This is a genomic window from Bacillus sp. AK031 (genome assembly GCF_053903065.1).
Genome location: NZ_CP096424.1, coordinates 3529112 through 3553322 on the forward strand (window position 1 = coordinate 3529112; position 24211 = coordinate 3553322).

Here is a 24211-nt window from a genome sequence, read left to right on the forward strand (position 1 = left end):
AAATTAGCTATTAAAATATGCGGTTTTAGCAGAATTTCACACAAAAGAAAAAAGAACCTCCTACCAGGAAGTTCTTTTAACATATAAAGGTATTCTTTAAGATACCTTCTCGTGATCCGGCTTCGCTTCGGATTCCCAATAATCAGCGTTCTTGATTCCAAGTTTAACCGGATCAAACACAGGATCAAGACCTTGTTTCTTTTGCTGTTCATAGTCTTTGAGTGCTTTCAAGGCCGGCTTGTAAAGGAGGACGATCGCCACCATATTCAGCCACACCATGATTCCGAGGCCGACGTCACCCATCGCCCATGCAAGTTCTGCTGTCTTAACAGCGCCATACAATGTCGCTCCAAGAAGGACCAATTTCAAGGCTAGTATAGCCAGTTTATTATTTTTCCCTCTGAAGATATAAGCTACGTTTGTTTCAGCGATATAATAGTAAGCCATGATTGTTGTGAATGCGAAGAAGAATAGAGCCACTGCAACAAATCCTGCGCCAAAGCCCGGAAGTACACTTTCGATTGCGGCCTGTGTATAAGCCGGGCCTGCTTCCACACCTTCCAGATTATTGACAAGCATTGTGCCATCTTCTTTTTCCACATTATACATGCCTGTAAAAAGAATCATGAAAGCTGTTGCCGAACAAACAAGCAGTGTATCAATGTATACAGATGCCGATTGCACTAACCCCTGTTTAGCAGGGTGGGATACTTCCGCTGCAGCTGCGGCATGAGGACCTGTTCCCTGACCAGCTTCATTGGAGTAGATTCCGCGTTTCACTCCCCATGAAACAGCCATACCGACGATACCGCCAAATGCCGAATCAAGGGCGAATGCACTTTTAAAAATTAATACGAACACTCCAGGCAATTCCGTTATGTTCATAATGATGATGATCAAAGAGAGGAAGATATAGCCTACTGCCATGAATGGAACCGCATACTGAGCAACCTTGGCAATACGCTTGACCCCTCCGAAAATGATGACCCCAAGAAGGACGACAAGCCCGATTCCTGTGACCCAAGTATTGAGGCCGAATGCATTTTCTAAACCAAGGGCAATGGAGTTGGATTGGATTCCCGGCATCAATAAAGCCATAGCCAGGATGGAAGCTACTGCAAAGATGACTCCATACCATCTCCAGCCCATTCCCTTTTCGATATAGTAGGCCGGTCCGCCTCGATATTGCCCATCCTGCTTTACTTTATAAATCTGGGCAAGAGTGGATTCTATAAAAGCCGAGCTTGCCCCGATAAAGGCAATGGTCCACATCCAGAAAACCGCCCCCGGCCCTCCAAAGGCAATTGCTGTCGCTGTACCAGCAATGTTACCGGTACCGACACGCCCGGATAAAGACAAGGCCAATGCCTGGAAAGAGGACACCCCTGCATCCGAACTCTTGCCTTGGAACATCAATTTGTACATTTCCTTAATGTGCCTTACTTGAAGAAAACGAGTCATAATAGAAAATACAAGTCCGAGTGCCAGAATCAAATAAATGACCGGTGAACTCCATAACACCCCATTAAGCCAGCCTACTACCGTCTCCAAACATACTCCCCCTAAACTTTCAGAATTTTGTTTCTTTTTGAATTATATTTCATAAATATACAATTAGACAATCTTTTTTTGGGAGAATTTTGATTTTTTTATAAAACTGATAAATATTTCTTAATAGCGCATAGTTCAATTGTAATATTAATAATATTGGCGGATAAAAGAATCAATAGAGCAGTCTTTAATAGGGAGTTGTTTTTAATAGATTGGGGCTTTATTATGCTCACCTTCTCAAGGAGTGGTTGAAGTGAAGGTGCTGGTGAAGTTTCAGGAAAGCTCGCAGCAGTATCTCCCGTGCCGCCGTCCGCCTTTAGGATGACAGAATGATACTTCATTCAAAAAACCCGCTGTGGAAGTAACAGCGGGTTTGAAGGGACTACATGTCGCCTCTGTAATCATTCACTTTATAGTCTTCTCCATCAAGATTCTTCGTGTTTTTATGGTCACGCTTTTCTTTTTCGGTTTCATCAGAAGAGTGGCTCTCCAGTCCCTCCTGTCCGGTTGGATATCCTTCTGATGTGCCGAGCTTTCCGCCAAGTGTATTGCCGACATTTCCTCCAATCGTGTCTTCGGATGTATCGACGTTTCCTGAACGCACATCCCCTGGTTCAGCCCCATGGTTACCGATACTTTTACCGGCTGTTGGGGAATTGCGATAATTATTTTCAACTGTTGTTTGGTTTCTAATTGTATTCATGTCGAGATCTGTGCTTTCTTCCCCTTCGGCAACAGGCTTGATGTTTGCACCGCTCTCAACGTCTCCGCCGTGGCTCAATTCGGATTGATCTTGGGCAGTGACTGCGACAAGAATTTTACCTTCTTCTAATTTGGATTGATAGGTTCCAACCTGATTGACCGGAATATCGTATTGTGAGATATCCCTGTCTGTTTGTTCATGTTCAGCCACCATGAAGGAATCTTTGATTTTCTCCCACAAACTCCTGGATTCATCACCGGAATCCGGATGCTCAACATGGAGGCCGGAAGTATTGTCCAACGACTGAAAATCGCCTCTTCTCGAAATCACCAGAATATCATCTCTAGAATATCCCTCTTTAGTCAGGCTGTCTACTGTATTCATAACTTCAGTTGTTGAATCATATGCTCCTACTATGGTTTTCTCCATTAGTTTTACCTCCTTGCAAGCAAGTGATGCTGCCTGCGATTTAGTTTCATTATAAAAATACCCTTCCTATCGGAACGTAAACTATTTGCCTTCAGGAAGATTCATCCTTCTGCAAAGAGAGACTGTTCGTTTAGCTTACTGTAAGCTTGGGTAATGAAACCGATATGGAAAACTTTACATAAAAGAGGGGATACTATGAAAACTTCAACACAACACCGTTTGTTTACAAAAGAAGATATGACAAATCCTGATAAAGTGCCTCAATGGCTGATTGAGGAGTATCAAACATTCAGGGACACTGTGACAGACAAGACATTTCCATGCTACTTTGGAATGTCCGGGGAAAAAAAGGGAGAATTGCGATACTCTTATATCACTCATGATGATTGGTCCACCCTGCCTCAGACACTGGAAGAGTTCAACTCACTGTTTGACAGTCCCAAGCTGATTCGCCACGGCCTATTTTTATTCGTCGAACCAGAGAAAGAAGAAAAGGATATCCCATATTACCGGGAGTACTTCTGGAAAATCCTTCAGTTCTTGCATGATCAGGATGAGAAGCCATGGCCGAAAGATTATCCGCAGGATCCGGATCATCATCTATGGGCATTCTCTTTTGCGGAAGAGCCTTACTTTGTTTTCGGGAACACTCCTGCCTATAAACAAAGAAAAACGAGAGACCTTGGCAATTCCCTTGTCCTTGGCTTTCAGCCGCGAAGAATATTTGAAGGGCTGGAAGGAACTTCAAAAGGCGGAGTGATGTCACGTGAAAAAGTAAGAGAAAGAGTTGAGAAATGGGATAACCTGCCTAAGCATCCGAACATCAGCCATTACGGCGATCCGGAACACCGGGAGTGGAAGCAATATTTCATCGGTGATGATGTTGAACCCATAACAGGTAAATGTCCTTTCCATCATAAATAATGATTCTATTTCAAGAGCGGCTTCCAGCCGTTTTTTTTAATGGATGAAGGGAGAGTTCCACTTATCCAGGTGCTGTAAAATTGTGTGGACGACGGGAGGGGAAGGCCATACTTTTAGCTACGGGACACTAATCGTTCTATTTCGACATATCTCGGGTAGTGACAGTCACTCATACGGAAACTTTATATGTATAATTCCTTCCAGTTCAGGCAAATTAAGTGCAAGGAGGATGAATGATGAGGCTTTCACGCGTTTTGATCTTATTGATGCTTATCTTATCCTGGCTTGCTTTCCCACTTGCCGGCTGGAGGTCTGTTAAGAAATTTCTGCCTGCTTCGATCTTCATGTGTGTTTTTCTTTTTATTGAGGACATTATTGCAGAGAAGTTTAGATGGTGGGTGATCTATCCTAATATTTCTAAGAAATTGAGGGGAATGACTCCATTTGCACTTGGACCTTTTTTCACAGGAAGTATTTTAATTTTAAAGTTTACATACGGAAGGTTTTTCTTATTCTTCCTGCTTAACTTGGCAATTGATGCTTTCTTTGTTTATCCTTTTTACACATGGTTCAAAAAACTTGGAGTATGGACTTTGATAAGAATGAATCAAGTTCAATTGCTGCTTCTGTTTTTGACAAAATCAGTGTTAATGTACGGCTTTCACCACTTCTTTATAGACAAACGGACCGCCCATAAATAAAGAACGTTAAGAAAGAGAGGAAATCTTTCTTAACGTTCTTTTTCTTGCTTTAGCCGCACTCCTGTGAGAAAGGAGTCAATCATTATAGCAAAACTTTGATCGACACTCAGTTCCAATCCAAATCCGCCCTTTTGCTCTAAAGATGCAAATCCATGAAATAAGCTGCGCAACCCCCTGACTGCATGCAAAGCGTTCTCTTTCGGCAGGTCCAAATAGGCCATTGAACCCAGCGCAAGCTCGACGATCTGGTTTCCGGCACCCTGAACTGCTGCGCCGTTCGGGTCAGGCGAAAGCAGTGCAGCATCATATAAACCAGGATGTTTTCTGGCAAACTGCAGATACGATTTGCCCAGAGCCTGGACTGCTTCATCTCCTGCCTTCCCTTTAATTGCCGCCTCCATATTTTTATAAAGACTTTCGAGGCCATGGACTGCCAACACAGTCCGAAGTTCGTTCAGCCCTTTTATATGATTATATAAAGAAGGAGGACGGATTTTCAGCGTCTTTGCCAAATTGGCAATCGTGACTTCTTCAATCCCTTTTTGATCGGCAATTTCCCCTGCTGTTTCCATTATTTTATCTCGTGTAAGTCCCATTCTTGGTGACATAGAATCCCTTCCTTCCAGTGGCTTCATTACATTGTAAGTTGTGCTCCTTTGAGCGCCTTTTCTATTTCTTCAGACGGGTTTTCAAGCATTCTACCATGTCCGACAGCCAATAGAGAAGGATTATGGCTTTTAATTTTTTGGGCGCTTTTGATTGCCGTCTCCTTGCACCATGTGGCCATGGCAGGGAAAGGGAATAAGATCACCAACTGCCCGGAAACCGCTGTGCGCCCTCTTGTTTGAAAGGCATCACCGGCAATCAATGACTGGTCCCTTGTATCCAGGTATGACATGGAACCCGGAGAATGTCCCGGTGTTTCGATGGCGATCAGCGAACCGATTCTGTGACCCTCCCTTAACAAAAAGTCTGCCCTTGTTTTGAGATTCTTCGGCACTCCGCCTTTTATCGGTTTTTGTGGCTCTCCCTGTTCAAGGCTTTTGTCTCCCCGCATCAGCCTCTCTTCTCTTTCAGGAACGCCTATCTCTACATCAGCCAACTTCGTTTTTAACTTATCAAGTGCACCGACATGATCATCATGAACATGAGTCAGCAGGATGCGCGCAATGGGCTTTCCAATCCTTTCTGTGGTCTTTAATATTGCATCAGCACAGTAAGGCAGGCCGGTATCAATCAGTGTCAGGCTGCTTTCCTCTTCAATCAAATAACAATTCACCGGGAAAAAGTTCGGCATGAATGCCAATTGGTAAAGGTTATTTCTTTTCGTGACTTTCATAGTCAGTTCTCCCCCTCATATAAAACTAATGAAATTAGTTTTATTATAACTAACATCATTAGTTTTGCGACTTTTTTTCAATTTTACTTCCATTCCTTTTTTAGCAGGGAGTACTGCAAGTGATTTTCCCAGGTACCATTGATCAATAGGTTTTCACGGGCGAAGCCTTCTTTTTGGAAGCCGGCTTTCTCAAGAACCCTGACCGATGGGTAATTTCCCGGCATGACTTCTGCTGCCACACGGTTAAGGTTCAATTGCTGGAAAGCAAAGGCAAGAACTAAGTTCAGGCTCTCCGTACAGATTCCCTTTCCCGTCTGGTTTCTGTCGACTGAATAACCGACGGAAGCCGACTGGAATGGACCGCTTTTCACCTCATATAAATTGATGATGCCAATAAGGGTATGAGTTTCTTTCGCAAAAATCCCCAGCGTATAAAAAGTTCCCTTTTGTAAGCCGCTGTGGAAATATCTTATATTCTGCTTTTGGCCTTCAAACGTATAATACTCCGCATGCCATTCAGGCTCAGTCTTACCCCAGAACGTTTTATTACGCAGGATAAGCTTTGTCAGGTTTTCCGCATCAGCGTCCTCGAAGGACCGCAAATACACTCTCTGCCCTTTTAATATCAATTGGCTCACTCACCTTCTCTAAATTTATCAATTCGACAAATTCCGGGTTGTGACAGTCACAAGGCAAAATTTTATTCCTGAGAAGTATCTTATGATATAGTTTTTCGAGTAACTAAATAAATATTTTCATAGATAGAAAGGGGTTTCTCGATGGAAAAGCCAGCCGAAGCACAAAGCGGAAGCTACTTTAAGACCGTATCCATCCTGAGTTTGGCGATATGGCTCGTTGTTATGAATACAACGATGTTCAATGTAGCCCTGCCGAATATCCTCAATGATTTTTCCATTACAGCTTCAGAGGGTGCCTGGGTTGTTTCAGGCTACTCAATTGTACTGGCGATTTTCACGATTACGTATACGAGACTGTCAGATTACTTGCCGATCCGCCGCTTAATTGCCATCGGCATCCTGCTGTTTGGAGTATCTTCCATTCTCGGTTTCTTTGCTCAAAGCTATTCTATGCTCCTGCTGGCCCGCTTAATGCAGGCAACCGGTGCGGCAGCAATACCCGGCTTATCCATGGTGTTTGCCAGCAGATTCATCCCCATCTCCAAACGCGGCCGGGCCATGGCGATGATTGCCTCGGCTTCCTCTCTAGGATTTGGTTTAGGACCTGTTGCCGGCGGACTTATCACTGAGCATTTAGCATGGAACTATCTGTTCATTGTGACACTTATGGTGATCCTGCTGGTTCCAGTGCTGGTCAGGATTCTCCCCAAAGAAGAGGTACAGAGCGGGCGCTTTGATTTCCTCGGTGCTGTCCTGACAGGATGTTCTGTGACAGCCTTTCTATTGTTTCTGTCGACGTTCACATGGTATTTCTTATTGGGAGGAATCCTGCTGCTAATACTATTGTGGATGCGCATGAATCGTGCAGCCCTGCCGTTCATCCAGCCTGATCTTGTTAAAAATAAAAAATACAGGCTTTTGCTGTATATCAGTTTTCTCGGATTCTTAACGCATTTTGCCATCCTATTGCTCATGCCGCTGATGCTGGGGGACATTTTTTCAAAAGCACCTGCTTCCATCGGATTCATTATTTTCCCGGGAGCTATGTTTTCAGCTGTGGCAGCTATTTACGTAGGCAGGCTCATTGACCGGTATGGGAATTACTCGGTTATGTTTGGAGCCCACCTGTTACTGTTGATTTCGACCGGGATATTTTATTTCCTCTCCCCGATTAGCGAGTATTGGATCATGGCCGGCTATATGTTTACCAGTTTCGGATTCTCCAGTCTTTCATCCAGTTCGACGAATGAAACTTCCAGGATCCTTTCTAATGAATATGTCGGTTCCGGGATCGGCATGAAACAGCTCACTCATTTTGTCGGGAGTGCTTCAGGATCTGTTGTAGGAGCAATTCTGCTGGAGTGGAACGGACACCATTTCGCAGAAGAAGACTTTCAACGGGCTTACCTGGCTTTGATTGCCGCAATGGTCGTTTCATTGGTGCTTTTATTGGTATATAAAAGAAAGGCACAATAAAAAAGGATGTTCAACGATTGTGTTGAACATCCTTTTTGTTAACTTATTTCCCGCAGCTGGCTGTTATAAAGGCCATAGTAGAATCCTTTTTGCTCCAGCAATTGGGCATGCGAGCCTCTTTCCGTAATCCTGCCGCTTTGCAGGACAAGGATCTGGTCTGCCGATTGAATCGTGTTCAGGCGGTGGGCGATGACGATGCTCGTTCTGCCCTTCATCAGGCGCTGCAAGGCTTCCTGGATTTTCACTTCTGTCACCGTATCTATGCTGCTGGTCGCTTCATCGAGAATCAGCATGGATGGATCAGACAAAATCGCCCGTGCAATGGACAGCAGCTGCTTCTGCCCCTGGCTTATGCCCCCCCCATCCTGCGAAAGCACAGTGTCATACTGCTCTGGCAGCTTCATGATAAAGGAGTGGGCGTTTGCTTCCCTGGCTGCTTTTTCCACTTCCAAATCACTCGCATCCAGTCTCCCATAGCGGATATTTTCCCTGATGGTTCCTTGAAAAAGAAAGGAATCCTGCAGGACAAATCCCATATTACTTCTTAAACTTGTACGTTTAATGTTCAAGAGATCCTCGCCATCGATGGTAATTTTGCCTTCATCGGGATCATAAAACCTGGATAAGATGTTCGTAATCGTCGTTTTCCCTGCTCCAGTCGGACCGACAAGTGCGATGGTCTCCCCTGGTTTCGCTTTAAACGAGATGTTTTCGACAGTCTTATTTTTCTTATCGTAAGAAAAAGTGACGCCAGAGAATTCAATTTCTCCCTTTATGTCCTCGACTGAAACAGCATTCCCTTCGTCTTTCTCTTCCTGCTCCTCATCAAGGATCTCAAAGACCCGTTCCGCACCTGCCACTGCGGACAGCAAAGTATTGAACTGGTTAGCCAGATCATTCAGCGGCCTTGTAAACTGGCGGGCATATTCAGTAAAGATGACAATGACCCCAATCGTGATCACACCCTGGACGGCCAGCACCCCTCCGACACCCGCAATAACAGCAAAACTCAAATTATTGAGCATATTCATGAGTTTGGGGATAAATCCTGAATAAGTCGCAGCCCAATATGCAGATGCTTTGAGCTTATCGCTTTTTACCAGGAAATCGTCCATCACTTTCTTTTCCTGTGAAAACGTTTTGACGATGCGCTGGCCGGAAACCGTTTCTTCTATGTAGCCGTTAAGATCTCCGAGATTTTTCTGGGTTTCCTTAAACAGCTTCCCTGTCCGGTTTGTAATCCATTTCAATCCGAAAAACATCGCAGGAATAATCAGCATCGTAATAAGTGTCAGCAGTGGACTGAGCCACAGCATCACCCCCACGGTTCCTATAAGGGTCAGGGCACTTGAAAAGATTTGAATGACAGAACTGTTGAGCGTTGAACTCACATTTTCCATATCATTTGTTACCCGGCTCATCAATTCCCCATGCTGCCGGCGGTCGAAGAATGGGATCGGCAGCTTATGCAGCTGCTGAAAAAGCTCTGTTCTCATTCTGAATACCGTATTTTGGGCAATGCCGATCATCCAATAAGCCTGGAGCCACATCGCTGCAGAATAGACAATATACACCACAATCAGGCCCAAAATAAGCTGAAGCAGTCCGTCCGGGTCTCTGGTGACGATGTATTCATCAATCGCCATACCGACTAAAAATGGTCCCAGCAACCCTAAGAAAGAACTGATGACGACCATGAGGATAACAAGGCTCAGCAATCCTTTTTCTTGTGAAAGGTACCCCCATATCCTCCTGACCGTACTCTTCCAATTTTTAATTTTCGGTTTTGCCTTCGGTGCGTTTCTATTGGATGGCCTTGGCATGCTGCAGATTCTCCTCTCCGAATTGAGATTGAAAGATTTTACAGTAAAGGGGGGATTCCGTAATCAAGTCCTCATGCCTTCCTTCTCCGATCACTTTACCGTCTTCTATCAGGAAGATTTTATCAGATTGGATCGCGGTACTGATCTTCTGGGTCACGATTAGAATTGTGCATGAGTATTTTCCAATAGCTTGTATGAGGTTGGATTCTGTTTTCAAATCCAGTGCACTTGTACTATCGTCTAAGATCAGGATTTTCGGCTTCCTTACCAGGGCCCTTGCGATTGAGAGGCGCTGCTTCTGTCCTCCCGACAGGTTTACACCCTTTTGCCCTAATTCGGTTTCATATTTATCCGGAAGTCCCTCAATCAAATCATGTATCTGGGCACTTTTAGCTGCTTCAAAGATTTCCTCCATAGAGGCATCTTCTTTTCCCCAAGCAATATTGTCTTTAATACTGCCGGAAAACAACAGGGCTTCCTGCGGAACAAACCCGATACTCTTCCTGAGACTTTCAAGCTTATAGTTCTTGATAGGGACATCATCAATCATTATGCTGCCTCCTGTAGCATCGTAAAGCCTGGGAATCAGTTGAAACAAAGAAGTTTTTCCAGAACCTGTCGCTCCAAGGATAGAAACGATTTGCTTCGGCTCCACCTTCATGTTGATTTCGTCGAGTACATCTGTCTTTGTTCCTGGATAGTGAAAGGAAACTTCCTTAAATTGAATCTTGCCTTCCTTTACAGCCAGCGCCGAGTCACTGTCCTCCGAGTCGACGAGATCAATTTCAGTTTCCAGTACTTCCGAGATCCTTCCGGCAGACGCCCTTGCCCTCGAAAAACTCATGATGATAAAGGCAAAGACTGAAAAAGCACCGGTGATTCTCGTTGCGTAATTGACGATGGCAACGACATCCCCGACAGCGGAATTGCCCGCTGATACCTGGATATTTCCCATCCAGAGAATGAACAGGATGCTTCCGTTCATGACGATAAACAGCACAGGCATGATTGTCTCCATCAACCGAAGGGCACTGACCGTTTTTTTCATCAGTGTTTTGTTGGCCTCAATAAAACGGTTGTTCTCATGGTTACCCCTTATTAGCGCTTTGATGATACGCATTCCCCTAAGGTTTTCCTGGATGACATCGTTGACTGAATCCAGTTTCTGCTGCACGAACTTGAACATCGTCCAGCCTGAATTCAATACCCATAGCAGAAAGAATACAATGAACGGAATGACAAGAAGCAGGATGATGCCAAGCTTTACATTGACGATCAGTGCCATGATTGTCCCCCCAATGACAAGCAGAGGAGCCCTCATCATAATCCGCAGCGACGTGAATATCGTGTTTTGAATTTGTGTTACATCGTTCGTCAACCTGGTTATCAAAGATGATGATGGGAATTTACTGAAGTTGGCAAACGAGAAATTTTGGATCTTTTCATAGACACTTTTCCTTATGTCATAGCCGGCACCCTGGCTGACATGGGCAGCGAAAAAAGAGTTCGTCACACCGGCTGCAAACGCCGTCAGCGCCAACCCGCACATAATGCCGCCCCAATACCAGACGGCCGACATATCCTCTTTTAAAATTCCTTCATCGATAACCTTCGCCATAAATAATGGCAGCAGGAGTTCCACTGATAATTCAATTAACATCAACGTCCAGGCAATCCCCATTGCCAGACGGTAATTCTTCAAAAAAGACAGCATGTTCTTCATGATTGTTCCCCCATACTTCTGGATGCTCACAATTATTTCGGAATCCGTATTTTATCCTATTTATTATAATAGTTTTTCCTTATTTTTTAAAATAGTTTGTATTTTTGAATAATGAAGTACTTTCATGCATTAACGCGCTAAGCGGGACTGTCCCTCTTAGCGCGTTAATGCGGTACAGCACGAAAAGGGACTGTCCCCTATAGTGCGTTAAAGTGATGAAGTACACACAAAAAAGGCAGCCGCCAAGGCTGCCCTTCTTTATACAAGGCTCTTTTCTTAAACTTTGTTGCTATTTAACATGAATCCCCAAAAAATATAGCCATTATCCACAGGAAATAACTTAGTAAGCAAGAAAGAAAAGAGCTACTCTCTCTGTTCAGAGAGAAAAAACATTGTACCCAGGGGAAAAATCCGGCACTTGGGATTTTTCCGAAAGCAACAATCTATACGAAAACAGCCTTATACAACGCTTAATAGCAATATGACATAACCGACTCCGCCGAGCGCGAAAGCCCAGAAACTGCTCTGCCTCTCTTGGGGGATCTCTTCTTTCAAGACGTTTAATATTATACTTCCTGATAAAAAAGCGAAGAGCAATGCCAGCAGTGCTTCGGGAATTTCCGTGACTACACCGATTCCCCATCCGACAATGATGGCAAAAGCGAGAGTCCAGCGGCCCATCTTATCATAACGCTCTTTATGATGCTCCCTCAGCCCTTGATCGACCACAATGAAATGAAGCGCCATCGCAATCCCGTATAAAAGCAGATTCAGCACACCTTCCGTCTCCCTATGTACAAGAAGATAGCCAATCAGCCCATTGTAAACAAAGAAAGAACTGATATGCAGCCAAAAGGCTTCCTCCCTTGGCTTGTTACCGGGATCATCATTCTTCTTCTTTGAATCCTGTACTACTTTTTCCAATCCGTAAAAAATAATCAGTCCGAGCATTGCAATCAAATAGGCATGATGTTCCAAAAACTCAACCACCTGAGCCGTTTCGGCAATCGATTGCTGATGCTCATTCAGTTCGGGAAGTATATGAATAAATACATAGGCAACAGACACTCCGCCTGCAATCGAAAGAAACTTGCTTCTTGGAATCGAGTCCAGGAAAATCATCTTTTTAGCAGACAGATGCACCGCAGCCAATACAAGTGCCAACACCAGCGGCATCCAATCCATCTCCATGCCTCCTTTTTTGATTGTTGTTTTCCCTTGTTTTGGGCATGGTAATCATCGTTACCCCCAGTGATAAACTGTCCCTTTCTTTGTACCAGTTTTTTTAAGATTCATCCCCTGGAGCAATTGCTTAGTAGTGTTGCGGGAGGATAGTTGAAGAAAATCACGGGCTGCCTTGTTGGTTATTGAGTAGTCTATCAAGAGGAAATAATCATGGATGGCTCTTACATGGGCATCGATGGAGTTAGACTGACATGCCTCACAATGCCATTTGCCAAAGTTTCTTGTTAAGCGTAGGGAACAATTCTTACACAGCACCCCTCTAATAAGTTCATTCTGATGAATACCGTACCTCTCCAAAATATCAATTTCAGCTTCTTTATGGTGCTTGAGTAACAGTTTCCCTATTCTTTTGATTGTTTTTTCATCTATCGGGTATCTTCCTCTAGTTTTCTCAAATTCATTAATTTTCGTTATAAATTGATTGGAACGACAAACTTTCTTTAGAGACTCTATATTATTGGAATACGATTTGATGATTGTGGAAGGGTTGCTGAAAACAACTAAATAATCGATGGGGATGTTTTGGAGGCGGTGGCGGGCTAACCATCTTTGGAGTTGAAACTTCTGATGCTTGACCTGGTTTACAGGATCCGAATACCCTTTTTCCTTATCATTATTTACTTGAATCAACTGGTCATACGGATTGCCCAGAATGACGGTACCGCTTAGATTCTTCACTTCGACTATTAGAATCCCTCTTGGAGATAAAAGAATAATGTCCATTTGAAAGTAATATTGCTCATCCAGTAAGCGGACAGTGTGAAGAATTTTATACGGCTTTGGGAGAAAACTAAGATAATATTCCATGGATTTCTCTCCCCTGTAACCGGCCAGTTTTTTCCCTAAATCATCTTTGATTTCAGGAATTTTAGGATGATTGCTTCTTAACCTTCCTAATAAAGCTTCATTTTGTTGAATTATTAAAGGGACAGTTAGTTTCTTTATTATCAATCTATCACTCCTTTCGTTTTTTATTGTCATTCTCTTAACATTGCTAGTAATCCTGCTTACTAAAAGATTTTTTTTCGAAAGCAAATAGATTTATGAGCAAGATTTCCGCTTTATGAGCGTAATTTTCATTATATGAGCCAGATTTAAATTTTATGAGCACGATTTAGGTTTTATGAGCCAATTTTTGATTTTATGAGCATTTACCTCAAAAACTCATATACACTCCATTTATTTCCACCAAAATTCCGTTTACCTTCAACAATTTTAGCCTAAACACATACTAGTAGGGCAAAATGAAAATATGATGCCAAATATAATTATTTCCTGGAGGTTTTAGCTATGAATGAATCCATCATTAAAGCGATAAGAGAATATTCTTCTGAATATAACTCCGACCATGATTTGGATAAAATTATTAATGAAATTGGAGACTCCCGGATTGTCCTTCTGGGGGAAGCATCTCACGGAACCTCGGAATATTACAAGATCAGAACAGAGCTTTCGAAAAGGCTGATTGAAGAAAAAGGCTTCAACATCATTGCCGTTGAAGGGGATTGGCCAGCTTCGCAAAGCGTAAACAAATATATCAAGGGCTATAAAGAAACCATTAATCCGCGTGATGTCCTTAAGGCGTACAAGCGCTGGCCGACATGGATGTGGGCGAATGAAGAAGTTGCAGACCTGGTTTCCTGGCTGAAGGAATATAATTCGAACACTGGCCTGAAACAGAAAGTCGGTTTCTATGGGATCGATGTGTACAGCCTCTGGGAGTCGATGGAGGAAGTCATCAACTATCTCGCGAAAACCAACTCACCTGATTTGGAAAAGGCTAAAAAGGCTTTCTCCTGCTTTGAACCTTTTAATAAAGAACCTCAGGAATACGCAGTTTCCGCAGGGCTGTTGAACGATAATTGTACAGACGAGGTAGTCGAACTCCTGTCTTCCATCCGATCTAAAAAGGAACATTATGACACTGGCCATGAACAAGAACTGAACCTCGAAGTAAATGCGATGGTTGCGGCCAATGCTGAACATTATTACCGCGCCATGGTGACGAACGATGAGCAATCTTGGAATGTCAGGGATGAGCATATGGTCGAAGCATTGAATGCTGTCATGAAATCCTACGGTGAGGACGCGAAAGTGATTGTCTGGGAGCATAATACACATGTCGGAGACGCGAGGGCCACTGACATGATGGAAGCTGGAATGACGAATGTCGGCCAGATTGTCCGCGAGCAGAATTCAAGAGAGGATGTATATATTGTCGGTTTTGGCACTCACCGCGGAACGGTGATCGCTGCCGACGAATGGGGCAGTGACCTTGAAAGGATGGCAGTTCCGCCGGCAAGGCTTGGCAGCTGGGAAGATGCGATGCACAAGGCTGGCAGCCATAATCAGATTCTCATCTTCAATGATGAAAATCGCAAGCTGTTTCATACTCCCCTCGGACACAGGGCAATCGGCGTTGTCTACAGGCCTCAGTACGAACAATACGGCAATTATGTGCCATCACTCATGTCTGAGAGATATGATGCTTTTATTTACATCGACGAAACAGAAGCCCTTCACCCATTGTCACTCAGCGGTGTAACCATATAAAAACAAACGCTTAGAGCTCAACGGCTCTAAGCGTTTATTTATGATTTCGCAAGATCATCAGCAATTCTCTTGTTATACCAACGGCAGCCGAATGACAAACCTCGTGCCCTTTCCTTTTTCACTTGTCACATCAATTGATCCATTATGAAGAAGTACCAATTGCTTGACGATGGACAACCCGAGACCGAATTCACCGTACGGATTATTGGTCCGGGAAAGGTCAGCCTTATAAAAGCGGCGCCAGATCGATTTGATTTCATCCGGATCCATGCCTATACCTGTATCTTCAATTTCAATGACGGTTTCTTTGTCCAAAGACTGTCCCCTCAACCAAATGGTTCCTCCGTTGGTGAACTGGATACTGTTTTTTGTGATATTGATCAGGATCTGGGTAAGGCGGTCATAGTCTGCGTAAACTTTTCCAGTTGAGCTTGTCTCGATCCTGATTTCATTTTCCTTTTCTTCTGCTTGAAAATCCAATTGTTCTTTAATCACTTCAAAGATATCCAGCAGCGGAATGCTTACTTTTGTGATGGAAATCTGGTTTGAACGGATTTTTTCATAATCAAGATTTTCATTTACAAGCCTGATCAGCCTCCGTGTTTCCTGGCTGACAAGATCGAAACTTTTGTCCTTCTGTTCTTCCGGGATCATGTCATTTTTAATTCCTTCGATGACACCCCTGATGGTCGTAAGCGGCGTTCTCAATTCATGGGAGACATCCGCCATGAACTGGCGCCTGCGGTTTTCGAGGCTGTCGATCTCCTCTTTCGACTCTTTCAGCTTGTCGACCATATTATTGAAATCACCGGCAAGTTCGCCGATTTCATCGAAATTCGTGCTTGGAACGTGAACATCATAGTTTCCTGAAGAAACGAGTGATGTAGCATCCCTGATCCGCTGAATTCTTTTGACATGAAGCTGTGATAGAAACAAACTGATTAAAAGGGAAATAGCTAATGAGATAAGGACAATATATAAAAGGTATTTATTGATTTCACTCAGCATTTCTCTTGTTCCGCTGATCGGTGAGATAAGAATCAGACCGCCGGTCAGCCCATCATTGACAATCCGCGGCATGATGACAAGGGAAACAGCCTGGTTGAACCGGCCGAGGTCCTTTTTTAGAGCGACGGTTTCGCCTCTCTCAATCTTTTGCCACTCCTCTTGGGATATCTCAATCTTCGGGTAGATTCCTCCCCGGGAAAATGATACAACCCCTTCCCTGTTGAAGGTGATCAAATCAATATTTCGGGCCTGCAGCAGGTTGCTGTATTCTTCTAGATGGAGCGGCCTTCTTGGGCTGGGCCTCTCCAGGTCAGATAAAATCTTTTCTCCATATGCGCTCAATTCATCTACTTTATTTTCATATACGAGATTTTCGACATAATGGGAAAACAGCAGTCCAAGAATTAAAAAGGCGATGATCAGGACGCTTGTATGACTGAGAAGCAGCTGAAACAGGTATCTAATTTTCATCACCGGCCGCCGCCTCATCGAATTTATAGCCTACTCCCCAGACCGTATGAAGGTAGGGCTGCTCCTTGCTGCCAATCTTGTTGCGAAGCCGCTTGATATGCACATCGACTGTCCGTTCATCTCCATAGAAGTCGTATCCCCAAACACGTTCAAGGAGCTGCTCTCTTGAAAAAACCTGGCGGGGATGCTGTGAGAGGTAATACAGTAAATCAAATTCTTTCGGCGTCAAGTTTGTAAGAGGAACGCCTTTTAAGAGTACCTCGCGTGTTTCCTTGCTGATTTGAAAATCAGCAGTTGAAACATCCGGGCTGCCGGACATGCTGCTTTTTTCACTTTGGTAACGGCGAGAGACAGCTTTGATCCTGGCCATCAAAGTAAGCGGAGAGAACGGCTTGGTGACGTAATCGTCAGCCCCCAGCTCCAGCCCCAGTACCTGGTCTGATTCACTGTCCTTTGCCGTCAGCATGATAATCGGAACGGTGCTTTCTTCTCTTATTTTCCTGCAAATGGTGACACCATCCATTCCCGGCAGCATCCAGTCCAATATAATGAGGTCCCAGCCGCCCTCTTTAGAGCGTTCGTATCCTTTGGCTCCATCATGGACAAATTCGCCTTGTATGCCTTCTTTTATAAAAAACATTTCAAGCATGGAAGTGACGCTTTCATTATCTTCTACTACCAGTACTTTCATTACTATCGTTCCTTTCCCGGATAATGCTTCTTTTATTTAGTATAGTATTTTATACAGTTCTCTTCTATTAATTTTCCCTTTAAAACATACTAAAAACTCCGACTGGTAGTCTAACTTCTTCGGATTTGGAAAGGGATCCCTTTGGAGTTTTCCAAGCTATGCAGTAGCAATATTTGCTACTAAAAGGGTGCTATGATTTCCGCTCCAGGCACACGACTCAGCGGGGCGGGCGGTGAGCCTCCTCGGCTTTGCCTGTGGGGTTACGTTCCAGTGGGTACGTAACCTTGGTCTCACCTGTCCCGCTAATCCCGCAGGAGGTCGTGTACCTTCCGCTCCAATCAGTCATAGTTTGCGCTTCTGTTCTATTCCCAGAGAAAAATGAATGCACAGTAACACCCTCTTTAGCACCATTACAATTACAAATTAACCTAACCTTCTTTATTAACAAAAAGGGGACGAAACCTTAAGCGATTTCGTCCTCCCATTGTTATGATGTTTTCACTATTCTCTTTGATAACTGAATCCGTTACTGTCAGGCTGTTTTAAAAACACGGCCAGCTTACAGAGTTTCTCCTGTATTTTCAGCTGACTGTTCAGTATTTTGTTGGGATTCAGGAGCAGACCCTTCACCATGGTGCCCTTTTCCATGTCCATGACCGTGATGGCCTCTTTTGCTACCGTGGAAGAAGAATCCGTCATCTTTATTGAATGGGAAGATGTCCAGGTCTTTTGCTTCTTCAGCATGGTCCGTCATGATTTCTTCCATTAATTCTTTTGTTGTTTTTCCTTTTGTTTCAACACCTAGTTCTTTTGCTGCTTTTAAAATTGAAGCGTCAAAAACTTCACGTTTCAATTCATGGTGATCTTTGCCTTCTGTTTCAATTCCTAAGTCTTTTGCTTTCTGCTTTATCAGCGTTTCTCTGACTTCTTGTGCAAGTTCGTCCTGTTCTTTTCCTGCAGTATCAATTCCAAGTTCTTTCGCTTTTGCTTCCAACTGGACTCTATGGATTTCCTCCATGATCTCACGGTGATCTTTCCCTTCCGTTTCGATGCCTAGCTCTTTCGCCTTTTTTGCTATTTCTGCGTCCATGATTTCTTTAGCAAGTTCATGTGTATCTTTATCTGTCGCATCGATCCCCAGCTCTTCTGCTTTTTCTTTCAGTTTCTCTTCATCAAACTTGAATTTTCCATGATGGCCTCCAAAGGCTGCTTCTGTTTTCACTTCAGTTGAATCGGTTGTGTTCGCCCTCGTATCTTCAGCCGCTAATGCAGGAAGGGCTCCCAGGATTCCGACAGACAGTGCACCAGCCATTACATAAGTAAGTGTTTTTTTCTTGATCATTTTGATTACCTCCATTTTTTATTAGTATTGAAGTATTGAATCTATTTATGTAACTGACTTGAGGAATGGAAGATTCAACACCTGCAATGTCAGTATGTCCAGAAGTTATTGCCAAACTATGAACGATTCATTTCCGGTTCATTAATTTTTCAAAAGATTTTCGATGACGTAGGCCTCTTTTTGTTCCTCAAGCCATACAGGGTATTCCGATTGAAGGGCTTGATCGAACAGAATCTGCTTTACTTCCTCTTTATGCTCTTCCAGCGTTGCTTCTTTTGCTTCTTTTTGATCTTTGACTTTAATGATGTGATAGCCGAATTCTGTTTTTACCGGCTCACTGATATCACCTTTGTTCATGGAGAATGCTTTGTCTTCGAATTCAGCGACCATTTCACCTTTTGCAAAGAACCCAAGCTCTCCGCCTGCTTCTGCATTCGACGTATCAGTGGAATATTCTTTAGCCAGTTCTGCAAAATCCTCTCCGCTGTCAAGTTTCGCCTTCACTTCTTTGGCTGTCTCTTCATCTTCAAGGAGGATATGGCTTGCTTCTACCTGTGCTTGCTGTGAAAAAGAATCTTTATTTGTTTCAAAGTATTCTTTGATTTCTTCATCAGAGATGTCAATTCGGTCTTGCAGGAGCTTCTCAGTCAGTAAATACGATTCTATATTTTCTTTCACACTTTCGAGACTTGATCCGCTTGATGTGAGAGCCTCGTTGAATGCAGCTTCATCACCATAAGAATCTATCAGCGTTTGCAGCTCTTCGTCGATTTCACTATCTTTAATTTCTACTCTATTCTCTTCACTTTCAAGCTCGACAATTTTATCGGCAATCAATGTATTTAGTGCAGCTTCTCCGTATTGATCCACAAGGATGGAATAAAGGTCATCCTTGCTGATGGACTGGCTGCCTACTTTTGCTACAACCTCTTGTTTAGAATAGACAAATCCAGTAATGATCAGGCTGACAACGACTACACTTCCTATTAAACCTAACAACTTGGTATGTTTCTTTTTTTCGCTCACTTCATCGCTCTCCTTTATGGTGTTTGGCTGGTTCGTTTCATTTGTGCCTGGTACAATTCGGCCGAAATGTACCAGGCACCTCCGACCCGATGGCGTCCATTAGTTAATCATTGCATTGCTTGTCAGTGTCACCGTAAGCGCCATTTTTTCTGCACCACGATAGATTGTCAGGTCAATTTCGTCTCCAATTTTCAGGTCAGAATACAAGTAGCTTCTCAATTCACTTGAATCTTCAACTGGTTTTCCGTTAATTTCAGTGATGACATCGCCTGCTTTGACCCCGGCTTCAGCTGCAGCTGAAGTTTCATCGATGTTGGCAACAATGACTCCTGCCTGAACTTCATTAGGAAGATTCTGCAGGTAGTTTCGCGGAACTTCTGACAGATTAGTCATTCCGATACCAATGTAAGGACGCTCTACTTTTCCGCTTTCAATAATTTCATTAACAATTGGCATGAACTCTTTACTTGGGATCGCAAACGCCAGGCCTTCCACTCCGGTGTTTGAAATTTTCAAGCTGTTGATCCCGATGACCTCTCCGTTTGTATTGATCAAGGCACCGCCGCTGTTACCAGGATTGATGGCTGCATCAGTCTGGATGACATTCAGCTCTGACTCCCCTGCGGATGTCGGCACCGAAATCGTACGGTCAACCGCACTTACAATTCCTTGAGTCACGGTTCTTGATAAATCAAGGCCAAGCGGGTTACCGATGGCGATGACCTGTTCACCTGCACGCAAGGCGCTGGAATCTCCCACTTGTAACAGGTTATCTGCGTATTTAGCATCAATCTTCAGTACAGCAAGGTCTGTTAATGGGTCCGCCCCGATTAATTCAGCATCTGTCTTCTCACCATCATGAAGAGAAACTTCGATATTGGAAGCATCTGCAATGACATGGTTATTTGTGATGATATAAGCACTGTCTCCTTCTTTCTTAAAAAGAACCCCGGAACCTGTTCCTGCTTTGGCTTCTTCAGCAACGCCTGTATATCTGTTTGACTGCTGTTGATAGTTTACAATTCCGACAATCGCTTTGGAGGCATCTTCAACCATGCTTGCGATATCGCCGCTGGCTGATACGTTTGTTGCGTTGATTCCTGCGACAGATGAACTGTCTGCCTGCTGGGTAATGCCTGCTGTGCTGTTTTGAGCAAGATCCTGATAATAATCCGTTTGCGGAAGCACTGTCAGAGTCAGGACCGATCCGATAATACCTGCGCCTACTGTTGATAGAAAGCCTCTTCCTTTTGAAGGTTTTTTGACCTTCTCAGTCCGCTGAAATTCTTCTCTCTGGATGATCGGCTCCTGCTGTTCTTTCTCGATGTTCTGAGTTTCTTCATTATGATTGTTATGTTCTAGCATTCTGTTTCCTCCTCTATATTTAAAAAACTGTCAGTTGATTTATCGAATTAGTTTCACTTGTTGTTTGTGTTAACTTGTTGCTTGATACCATCATAAGGGGCAAATATTACGAAATTATTAACAATCTATGTACAGGCTGGGAAGTTTTTATGGAGAATACTTTGCCTGATTTCCACTCCAGGTGCGCGACTCCGCGGGGCGGGCGGTTGAGCCTCCTCGGCTTTGCCTGCGGGGTTACGTTCCGGTGGGTACGTAACCTTGGTCTCACCTGTCCCGCTGTTCCCGCAGGAGGTCGCACACCTTCCGTTCCAATCAACTTTGTATTCAATTGGAGCCAGACTTCATAAAGCAAATAACAGAGGAAAATCAGTATATTCTCTGCTATTTTATATCCAATGGAGATAAGGTTTTTCCTCTTAAACAAATAACAACCTTATGAACCTACAAAGCCTAAATTTTATAAACCAATCCTGCTGTAACAGCAAAAAAAGAACCGCTTTGATGGCGATTCTTTTTCTATCTAATAATCTGGTTGTCTTCATTAAAGAAAGTTAATTCAGCAGGAAAAGGTATTGAGAGATCCTCAGGTAGTTTAATAAATTGAGTGATGATTCGTTCCCCAGACACATCTGCTGTAAAGCTGAAATCTTCATGGATAAGATCTGCTTTAATATGTTGGATCTCCAACTCCCGATTTCCCCCCAAGAGCATTCCATAAAGCCCCTTATTTGTCTCTACACTTTCATACGTGACTGTATTCGTTCCATATCCGGCATGATCGATTTTATATTTATTATTGAATCCCCTGATCAAATGGGCATACCCCATATTCCCATTTTTCAATTGAAACATGGCAATGCGGGAACTGGTATCAGCGATTTGAACCACTTCAATCAATTCAGGATCAATGCCAGATTCTCCTCTTTGTAAAAAAGTTTTCACACCCGTCTGCACAGATCGATCATCCAATTCGACATCATATTGGGTCGTGTAATAATATCCGTATCCCCCGATGGCTGCTGCGATGATTAATAGAAAGCCTGCTATTCGCTTCATCAATCTATCTCTCATCTTTAGCAGACTCTTTCATATATACTTGTATGCTGTATAAAACTTGCTTATAATACGATTTTTCATGTGGAACAAAGTCAGCCATGTTTGCTCTTCTGACCGTAAAGAATTTATCACCTGTTTCCGAGACCGTGAATCCCTCGATATCAATCGAGCTCACTGTACCGTCTATCAATCCCGATATGCTTTCTACATCGGCGCGGTAGATTCCGGAGACCTCTTCATGTTGCAGAGTGAAGTCCTTCATCGTTTGGCTGAATTCATATAGAAAAAGATGCGCTCTTTCCCTGTCTATGAAGTTTTCCATGACCACCTCATATGGAATGATGCCCAAAGGGATCAGGTCTTCAAACTTAACCTCTATTCCTGTTTCTTCTTTTACTTCCCTGACCCCATCCTTACACGATTCATGGGATAACAGATGTCCTGCTGCTGTAATGTCCAGCAGGTTTGGATAATCCTTTTTCCCGCTGCTTCGAAGCTGAAAGTAGAGGTACCATTTTTCAATTTCTTTTTTTATGAACCAGCAGTGAAATGTTTCATGCCAATATCCTTCCTTATGTACGTCCTGCCGTGATGCTGTTCCAGTGCGATTTCCTTCTTCATCAAAAATAGTAAGTATTTCTGTCTCCACCTTCGGCTCTCCCCTTCAATCCTGTTATCCTTTTAATGTACTCAGTTTCCGCTTTCTGATCACCTGGTTAATGACCTCGGAAAAAACAAGCCCGATGGCAATGGACCCCGAAATCATGAACGCCTTTGCCGCAAGATTGATGGCAGCATTATAATCATTCTGCACGAAATTTCTCATGGCGTCATAAGCCATTCCGCCTGGTACAAGAGGAATGATTCCGGCCACACTGAATATGATGATCGGTGTTTTATAGATTTTCGAATAAATTTGACTGAGGACCGCGACTAGAAATGAAGCGGTGACGGTCGCCAGGACTAAGTCCACATCCTTCATTGTCATCACAATATAGATGATCCACCCAAACATCCCTGTGCTGCCGCATTTGACAAGTGACTCTCTCGGGGCATTAAAAATGATGCCAAAGGCCGCACTGGCAATGAAGCTTGTGATAATTTGTTCTATTATATACATGAAAGTCCGCCTCCTTTCTAATAGTGATCCGACGACTGCTCAGTTCCCTTATACAAAAGTAAAAACGATCGCAATTCCGGATCCTATTGCAAAAGCAGTCAAAAAGGCCTCGGCTCCTTTTGACAGCCCTGACACAAGGTGGCCGGCCATCAAATCCCTGACAGCGTTCGTAATGAGCAGTCCCGGAACAAGGGGCATGACCGATCCGATGATGATTTTATCCAACTCAAAACCGATCCCGCTCCAAACAAAAGCAAAAGAAAGAAGTCCAATTGAAAAAGAAGCCAGGAATTCCGCGAAAAACTTAATCGGCACCACTCTGTGAAAATAAATCAAACTGAGAAAACCAAGTCCCCCGGTTATTACTGCTGGAAGAAAATCATGCCAGTTCCCCTGGAACATGATCAGGAAGCAGCCGCTTGCAATGGCAGCAGCCAGAATTTGAATATAAAACGGAAAAGGCATGGTAGCCCCGTCTGCTTCATCTAAAAGCTCATAAGCCTCATCAATGGTAAGCTCACCGCTGCTGATCCTCCTTGAAATACTGTTGACGACCGTAACCTTCTTTAAATCAGTCGTCCTTTCTGAAATCCTGATCAGCTTTGTCTTAGTCGGTTCTGATGTTTCTATCGAAAAGATTATGCCGGTCGGAGTAACATAGCTGTGTGACTCTCTGATTCCGAACGAGGCCGCAATTCTCATCATCGTATCTTCCACTCTATAGGTCTCCGCCCCGCTTTGAAGCATGATCTTCCCTGCAAGAAGGCAAACCTCCATAATGTCATATTTAATTTCCATTTGTTTTTCCATTCGATCTCTCCAATAACAATTAATTCCTTTAAGTTTTATGTAGGTACAATTCTAAAGGAAAAGTGTTTGTATAAGCAATAATAGAACCAAACAAAAGGAGAAAAGGCTGACGCCCTAACACTTTAACACTTTAAAGCGAAATAGGGGACAGTCCCTTATCGTACTTTAAAGTGTTAAAGCGAAACGATAAAAAAAGAAGAAGCACCACGGCTTCTTC

23 protein-coding genes are annotated in these 24211 nt (G+C 43.5%); 4 read left to right on the forward strand and 19 right to left on the reverse strand.

What is annotated here, in order from left to right; translation table 11 throughout:
* Window positions 1-96: 96 nt before the first annotated feature.
* The 3 genes from M1E09_RS18080 to M1E09_RS18090 form a co-directional block, all read right to left on the reverse strand.
* On the reverse strand, window positions 97-1551 hold the full coding sequence (locus M1E09_RS18080; protein WP_456272209.1) for an alanine/glycine:cation symporter family protein: 1455 nt from the start codon (window positions 1549-1551) through the stop codon (window positions 97-99).
* 98 nt (window positions 1552-1649) lie between these two features.
* Window positions 1650-1892 carry a hypothetical protein gene (locus M1E09_RS18085; protein ID WP_456272210.1) on the reverse strand — a complete coding sequence of 81 codons (243 nt, stop codon included), beginning with the start codon at window positions 1890-1892 and terminating at the stop codon, window positions 1650-1652.
* Window positions 1893-1933: 41 nt separating this feature from the next.
* Window positions 1934-2683, reverse strand: a complete 750-nt coding sequence (locus M1E09_RS18090) for a general stress protein (protein WP_456272211.1) — start codon at window positions 2681-2683, stop codon at window positions 1934-1936.
* Between the two features lie 195 nt (window positions 2684-2878).
* On the opposite strand from M1E09_RS18090, the gene M1E09_RS18095 reads away from it, so the two are divergent.
* Both M1E09_RS18095 and M1E09_RS18100 read left to right on the forward strand, forming a co-directional pair.
* The gene (locus tag M1E09_RS18095; RefSeq protein WP_456272212.1) at window positions 2879-3607 is read left to right on the forward strand and encodes a YqcI/YcgG family protein; all 729 of its coding nucleotides are present in this window, start codon (window positions 2879-2881) and stop codon (window positions 3605-3607) included.
* A gap of 233 nt (window positions 3608-3840) precedes the next feature.
* Window positions 3841-4308, forward strand: coding sequence for a hypothetical protein (locus M1E09_RS18100; RefSeq protein WP_456272213.1), 468 nt, complete (start codon window positions 3841-3843; stop codon window positions 4306-4308).
* Window positions 4309-4337: 29 nt separating this feature from the next.
* On the opposite strand, the gene M1E09_RS18105 is transcribed toward M1E09_RS18100, so the two are convergent.
* The 3 genes from M1E09_RS18105 to M1E09_RS18115 all read right to left on the reverse strand — a co-directional run bounded on the left by M1E09_RS18105 (window position 4338) and on the right by M1E09_RS18115 (window position 6285).
* Window positions 4338-4916: a TetR/AcrR family transcriptional regulator gene (locus M1E09_RS18105; RefSeq protein WP_456272214.1), complete on the reverse strand. Its 579-nt coding sequence runs from the start codon at window positions 4914-4916 to the stop codon at window positions 4338-4340.
* A 26-nt stretch (window positions 4917-4942) separates the two neighbouring features.
* Window positions 4943-5647: an MBL fold metallo-hydrolase gene (locus tag M1E09_RS18110; RefSeq protein WP_456272215.1), complete on the reverse strand. Its 705-nt coding sequence runs from the start codon at window positions 5645-5647 to the stop codon at window positions 4943-4945.
* Between the two features lie 83 nt (window positions 5648-5730).
* On the reverse strand, window positions 5731-6285 hold the full coding sequence (locus M1E09_RS18115; protein WP_456272216.1) for a GNAT family N-acetyltransferase: 555 nt from the start codon (window positions 6283-6285) through the stop codon (window positions 5731-5733).
* Window positions 6286-6426: 141 nt separating this feature from the next.
* Here M1E09_RS18115 and M1E09_RS18120 point away from each other — a divergent pair, with 141 nt between their 5' ends.
* A complete protein-coding gene (locus M1E09_RS18120) occupies window positions 6427-7761 on the forward strand; it encodes an MFS transporter (RefSeq protein ID WP_456272217.1) in 1335 nt (444 codons plus the stop codon).
* A gap of 38 nt (window positions 7762-7799) precedes the next feature.
* On the opposite strand, the gene M1E09_RS18125 is transcribed toward M1E09_RS18120, so the two are convergent.
* From M1E09_RS18125 to M1E09_RS18140, 4 genes are all read right to left on the reverse strand, one after another.
* Window positions 7800-9584: an ABC transporter ATP-binding protein gene (locus M1E09_RS18125; RefSeq protein ID WP_456272218.1), complete on the reverse strand. Its 1785-nt coding sequence runs from the start codon at window positions 9582-9584 to the stop codon at window positions 7800-7802.
* The gene (locus M1E09_RS18130) at window positions 9565-11307 is read right to left on the reverse strand and encodes an ABC transporter ATP-binding protein (RefSeq protein WP_456272219.1); all 1743 of its coding nucleotides are present in this window, start codon (window positions 11305-11307) and stop codon (window positions 9565-9567) included. The genes M1E09_RS18125 and M1E09_RS18130 overlap by 20 nt, the downstream gene beginning before the upstream one ends.
* 459 nt (window positions 11308-11766) lie before the next feature.
* Window positions 11767-12492 carry a hypothetical protein gene (locus M1E09_RS18135; RefSeq protein WP_456272220.1) on the reverse strand — a complete coding sequence of 242 codons (726 nt, stop codon included), beginning with the start codon at window positions 12490-12492 and terminating at the stop codon, window positions 11767-11769.
* A 57-nt stretch (window positions 12493-12549) separates the two neighbouring features.
* On the reverse strand, window positions 12550-13503 hold the full coding sequence (locus M1E09_RS18140) for a nuclease-related domain-containing protein (RefSeq protein WP_456272221.1): 954 nt from the start codon (window positions 13501-13503) through the stop codon (window positions 12550-12552).
* 339 nt (window positions 13504-13842) lie between these two features.
* Between M1E09_RS18140 and M1E09_RS18145 the strand changes: the two genes are divergently transcribed.
* Window positions 13843-15105, forward strand: coding sequence for an erythromycin esterase family protein (locus M1E09_RS18145; protein WP_456272222.1), 1263 nt, complete (start codon window positions 13843-13845; stop codon window positions 15103-15105).
* 72 nt (window positions 15106-15177) lie between these two features.
* Here the strand turns inward: M1E09_RS18145 and M1E09_RS18150 are convergent, their stop codons facing one another.
* From M1E09_RS18150 to M1E09_RS18190, 9 genes are all read right to left on the reverse strand, one after another.
* Window positions 15178-16584, reverse strand: coding sequence for a sensor histidine kinase (locus M1E09_RS18150; protein WP_456272223.1), 1407 nt, complete (start codon window positions 16582-16584; stop codon window positions 15178-15180).
* Complete coding sequence (locus tag M1E09_RS18155; protein ID WP_456272224.1) at window positions 16574-17275, reverse strand: winged helix-turn-helix domain-containing protein; 702 nt, start codon at window positions 17273-17275, stop codon at window positions 16574-16576. The genes M1E09_RS18150 and M1E09_RS18155 overlap by 11 nt, the downstream gene beginning before the upstream one ends.
* Before the next feature lie 559 nt (window positions 17276-17834).
* Window positions 17835-18617 (reverse strand): hypothetical protein, encoded by a 783-nt coding sequence (locus M1E09_RS18160; protein ID WP_456272225.1) that lies wholly within the window; start codon window positions 18615-18617, stop codon window positions 17835-17837.
* Between the two features lie 141 nt (window positions 18618-18758).
* Complete coding sequence (locus M1E09_RS18165; protein ID WP_456272226.1) at window positions 18759-19643, reverse strand: foldase protein PrsA; 885 nt, start codon at window positions 19641-19643, stop codon at window positions 18759-18761.
* A gap of 99 nt (window positions 19644-19742) precedes the next feature.
* Window positions 19743-21008, reverse strand: coding sequence for a S1C family serine protease (locus M1E09_RS18170; RefSeq protein ID WP_456272227.1), 1266 nt, complete (start codon window positions 21006-21008; stop codon window positions 19743-19745).
* A 516-nt stretch (window positions 21009-21524) separates the two neighbouring features.
* Complete coding sequence (locus M1E09_RS18175; RefSeq protein WP_456275059.1) at window positions 21525-22079, reverse strand: hypothetical protein; 555 nt, start codon at window positions 22077-22079, stop codon at window positions 21525-21527.
* Window positions 22069-22713: an NUDIX hydrolase gene (locus M1E09_RS18180; protein WP_456272228.1), complete on the reverse strand. Its 645-nt coding sequence runs from the start codon at window positions 22711-22713 to the stop codon at window positions 22069-22071. Before M1E09_RS18180 ends, M1E09_RS18175 begins: the two co-directional genes overlap by 11 nt.
* Before the next feature lie 24 nt (window positions 22714-22737).
* Window positions 22738-23184 (reverse strand): threonine/serine exporter family protein, encoded by a 447-nt coding sequence (locus M1E09_RS18185; protein WP_456272229.1) that lies wholly within the window; start codon window positions 23182-23184, stop codon window positions 22738-22740.
* 48 nt (window positions 23185-23232) lie between these two features.
* Window positions 23233-23994, reverse strand: coding sequence for a threonine/serine exporter family protein (locus M1E09_RS18190; RefSeq protein WP_456272230.1), 762 nt, complete (start codon window positions 23992-23994; stop codon window positions 23233-23235).
* Window positions 23995-24211 lie beyond the last annotated feature (217 nt).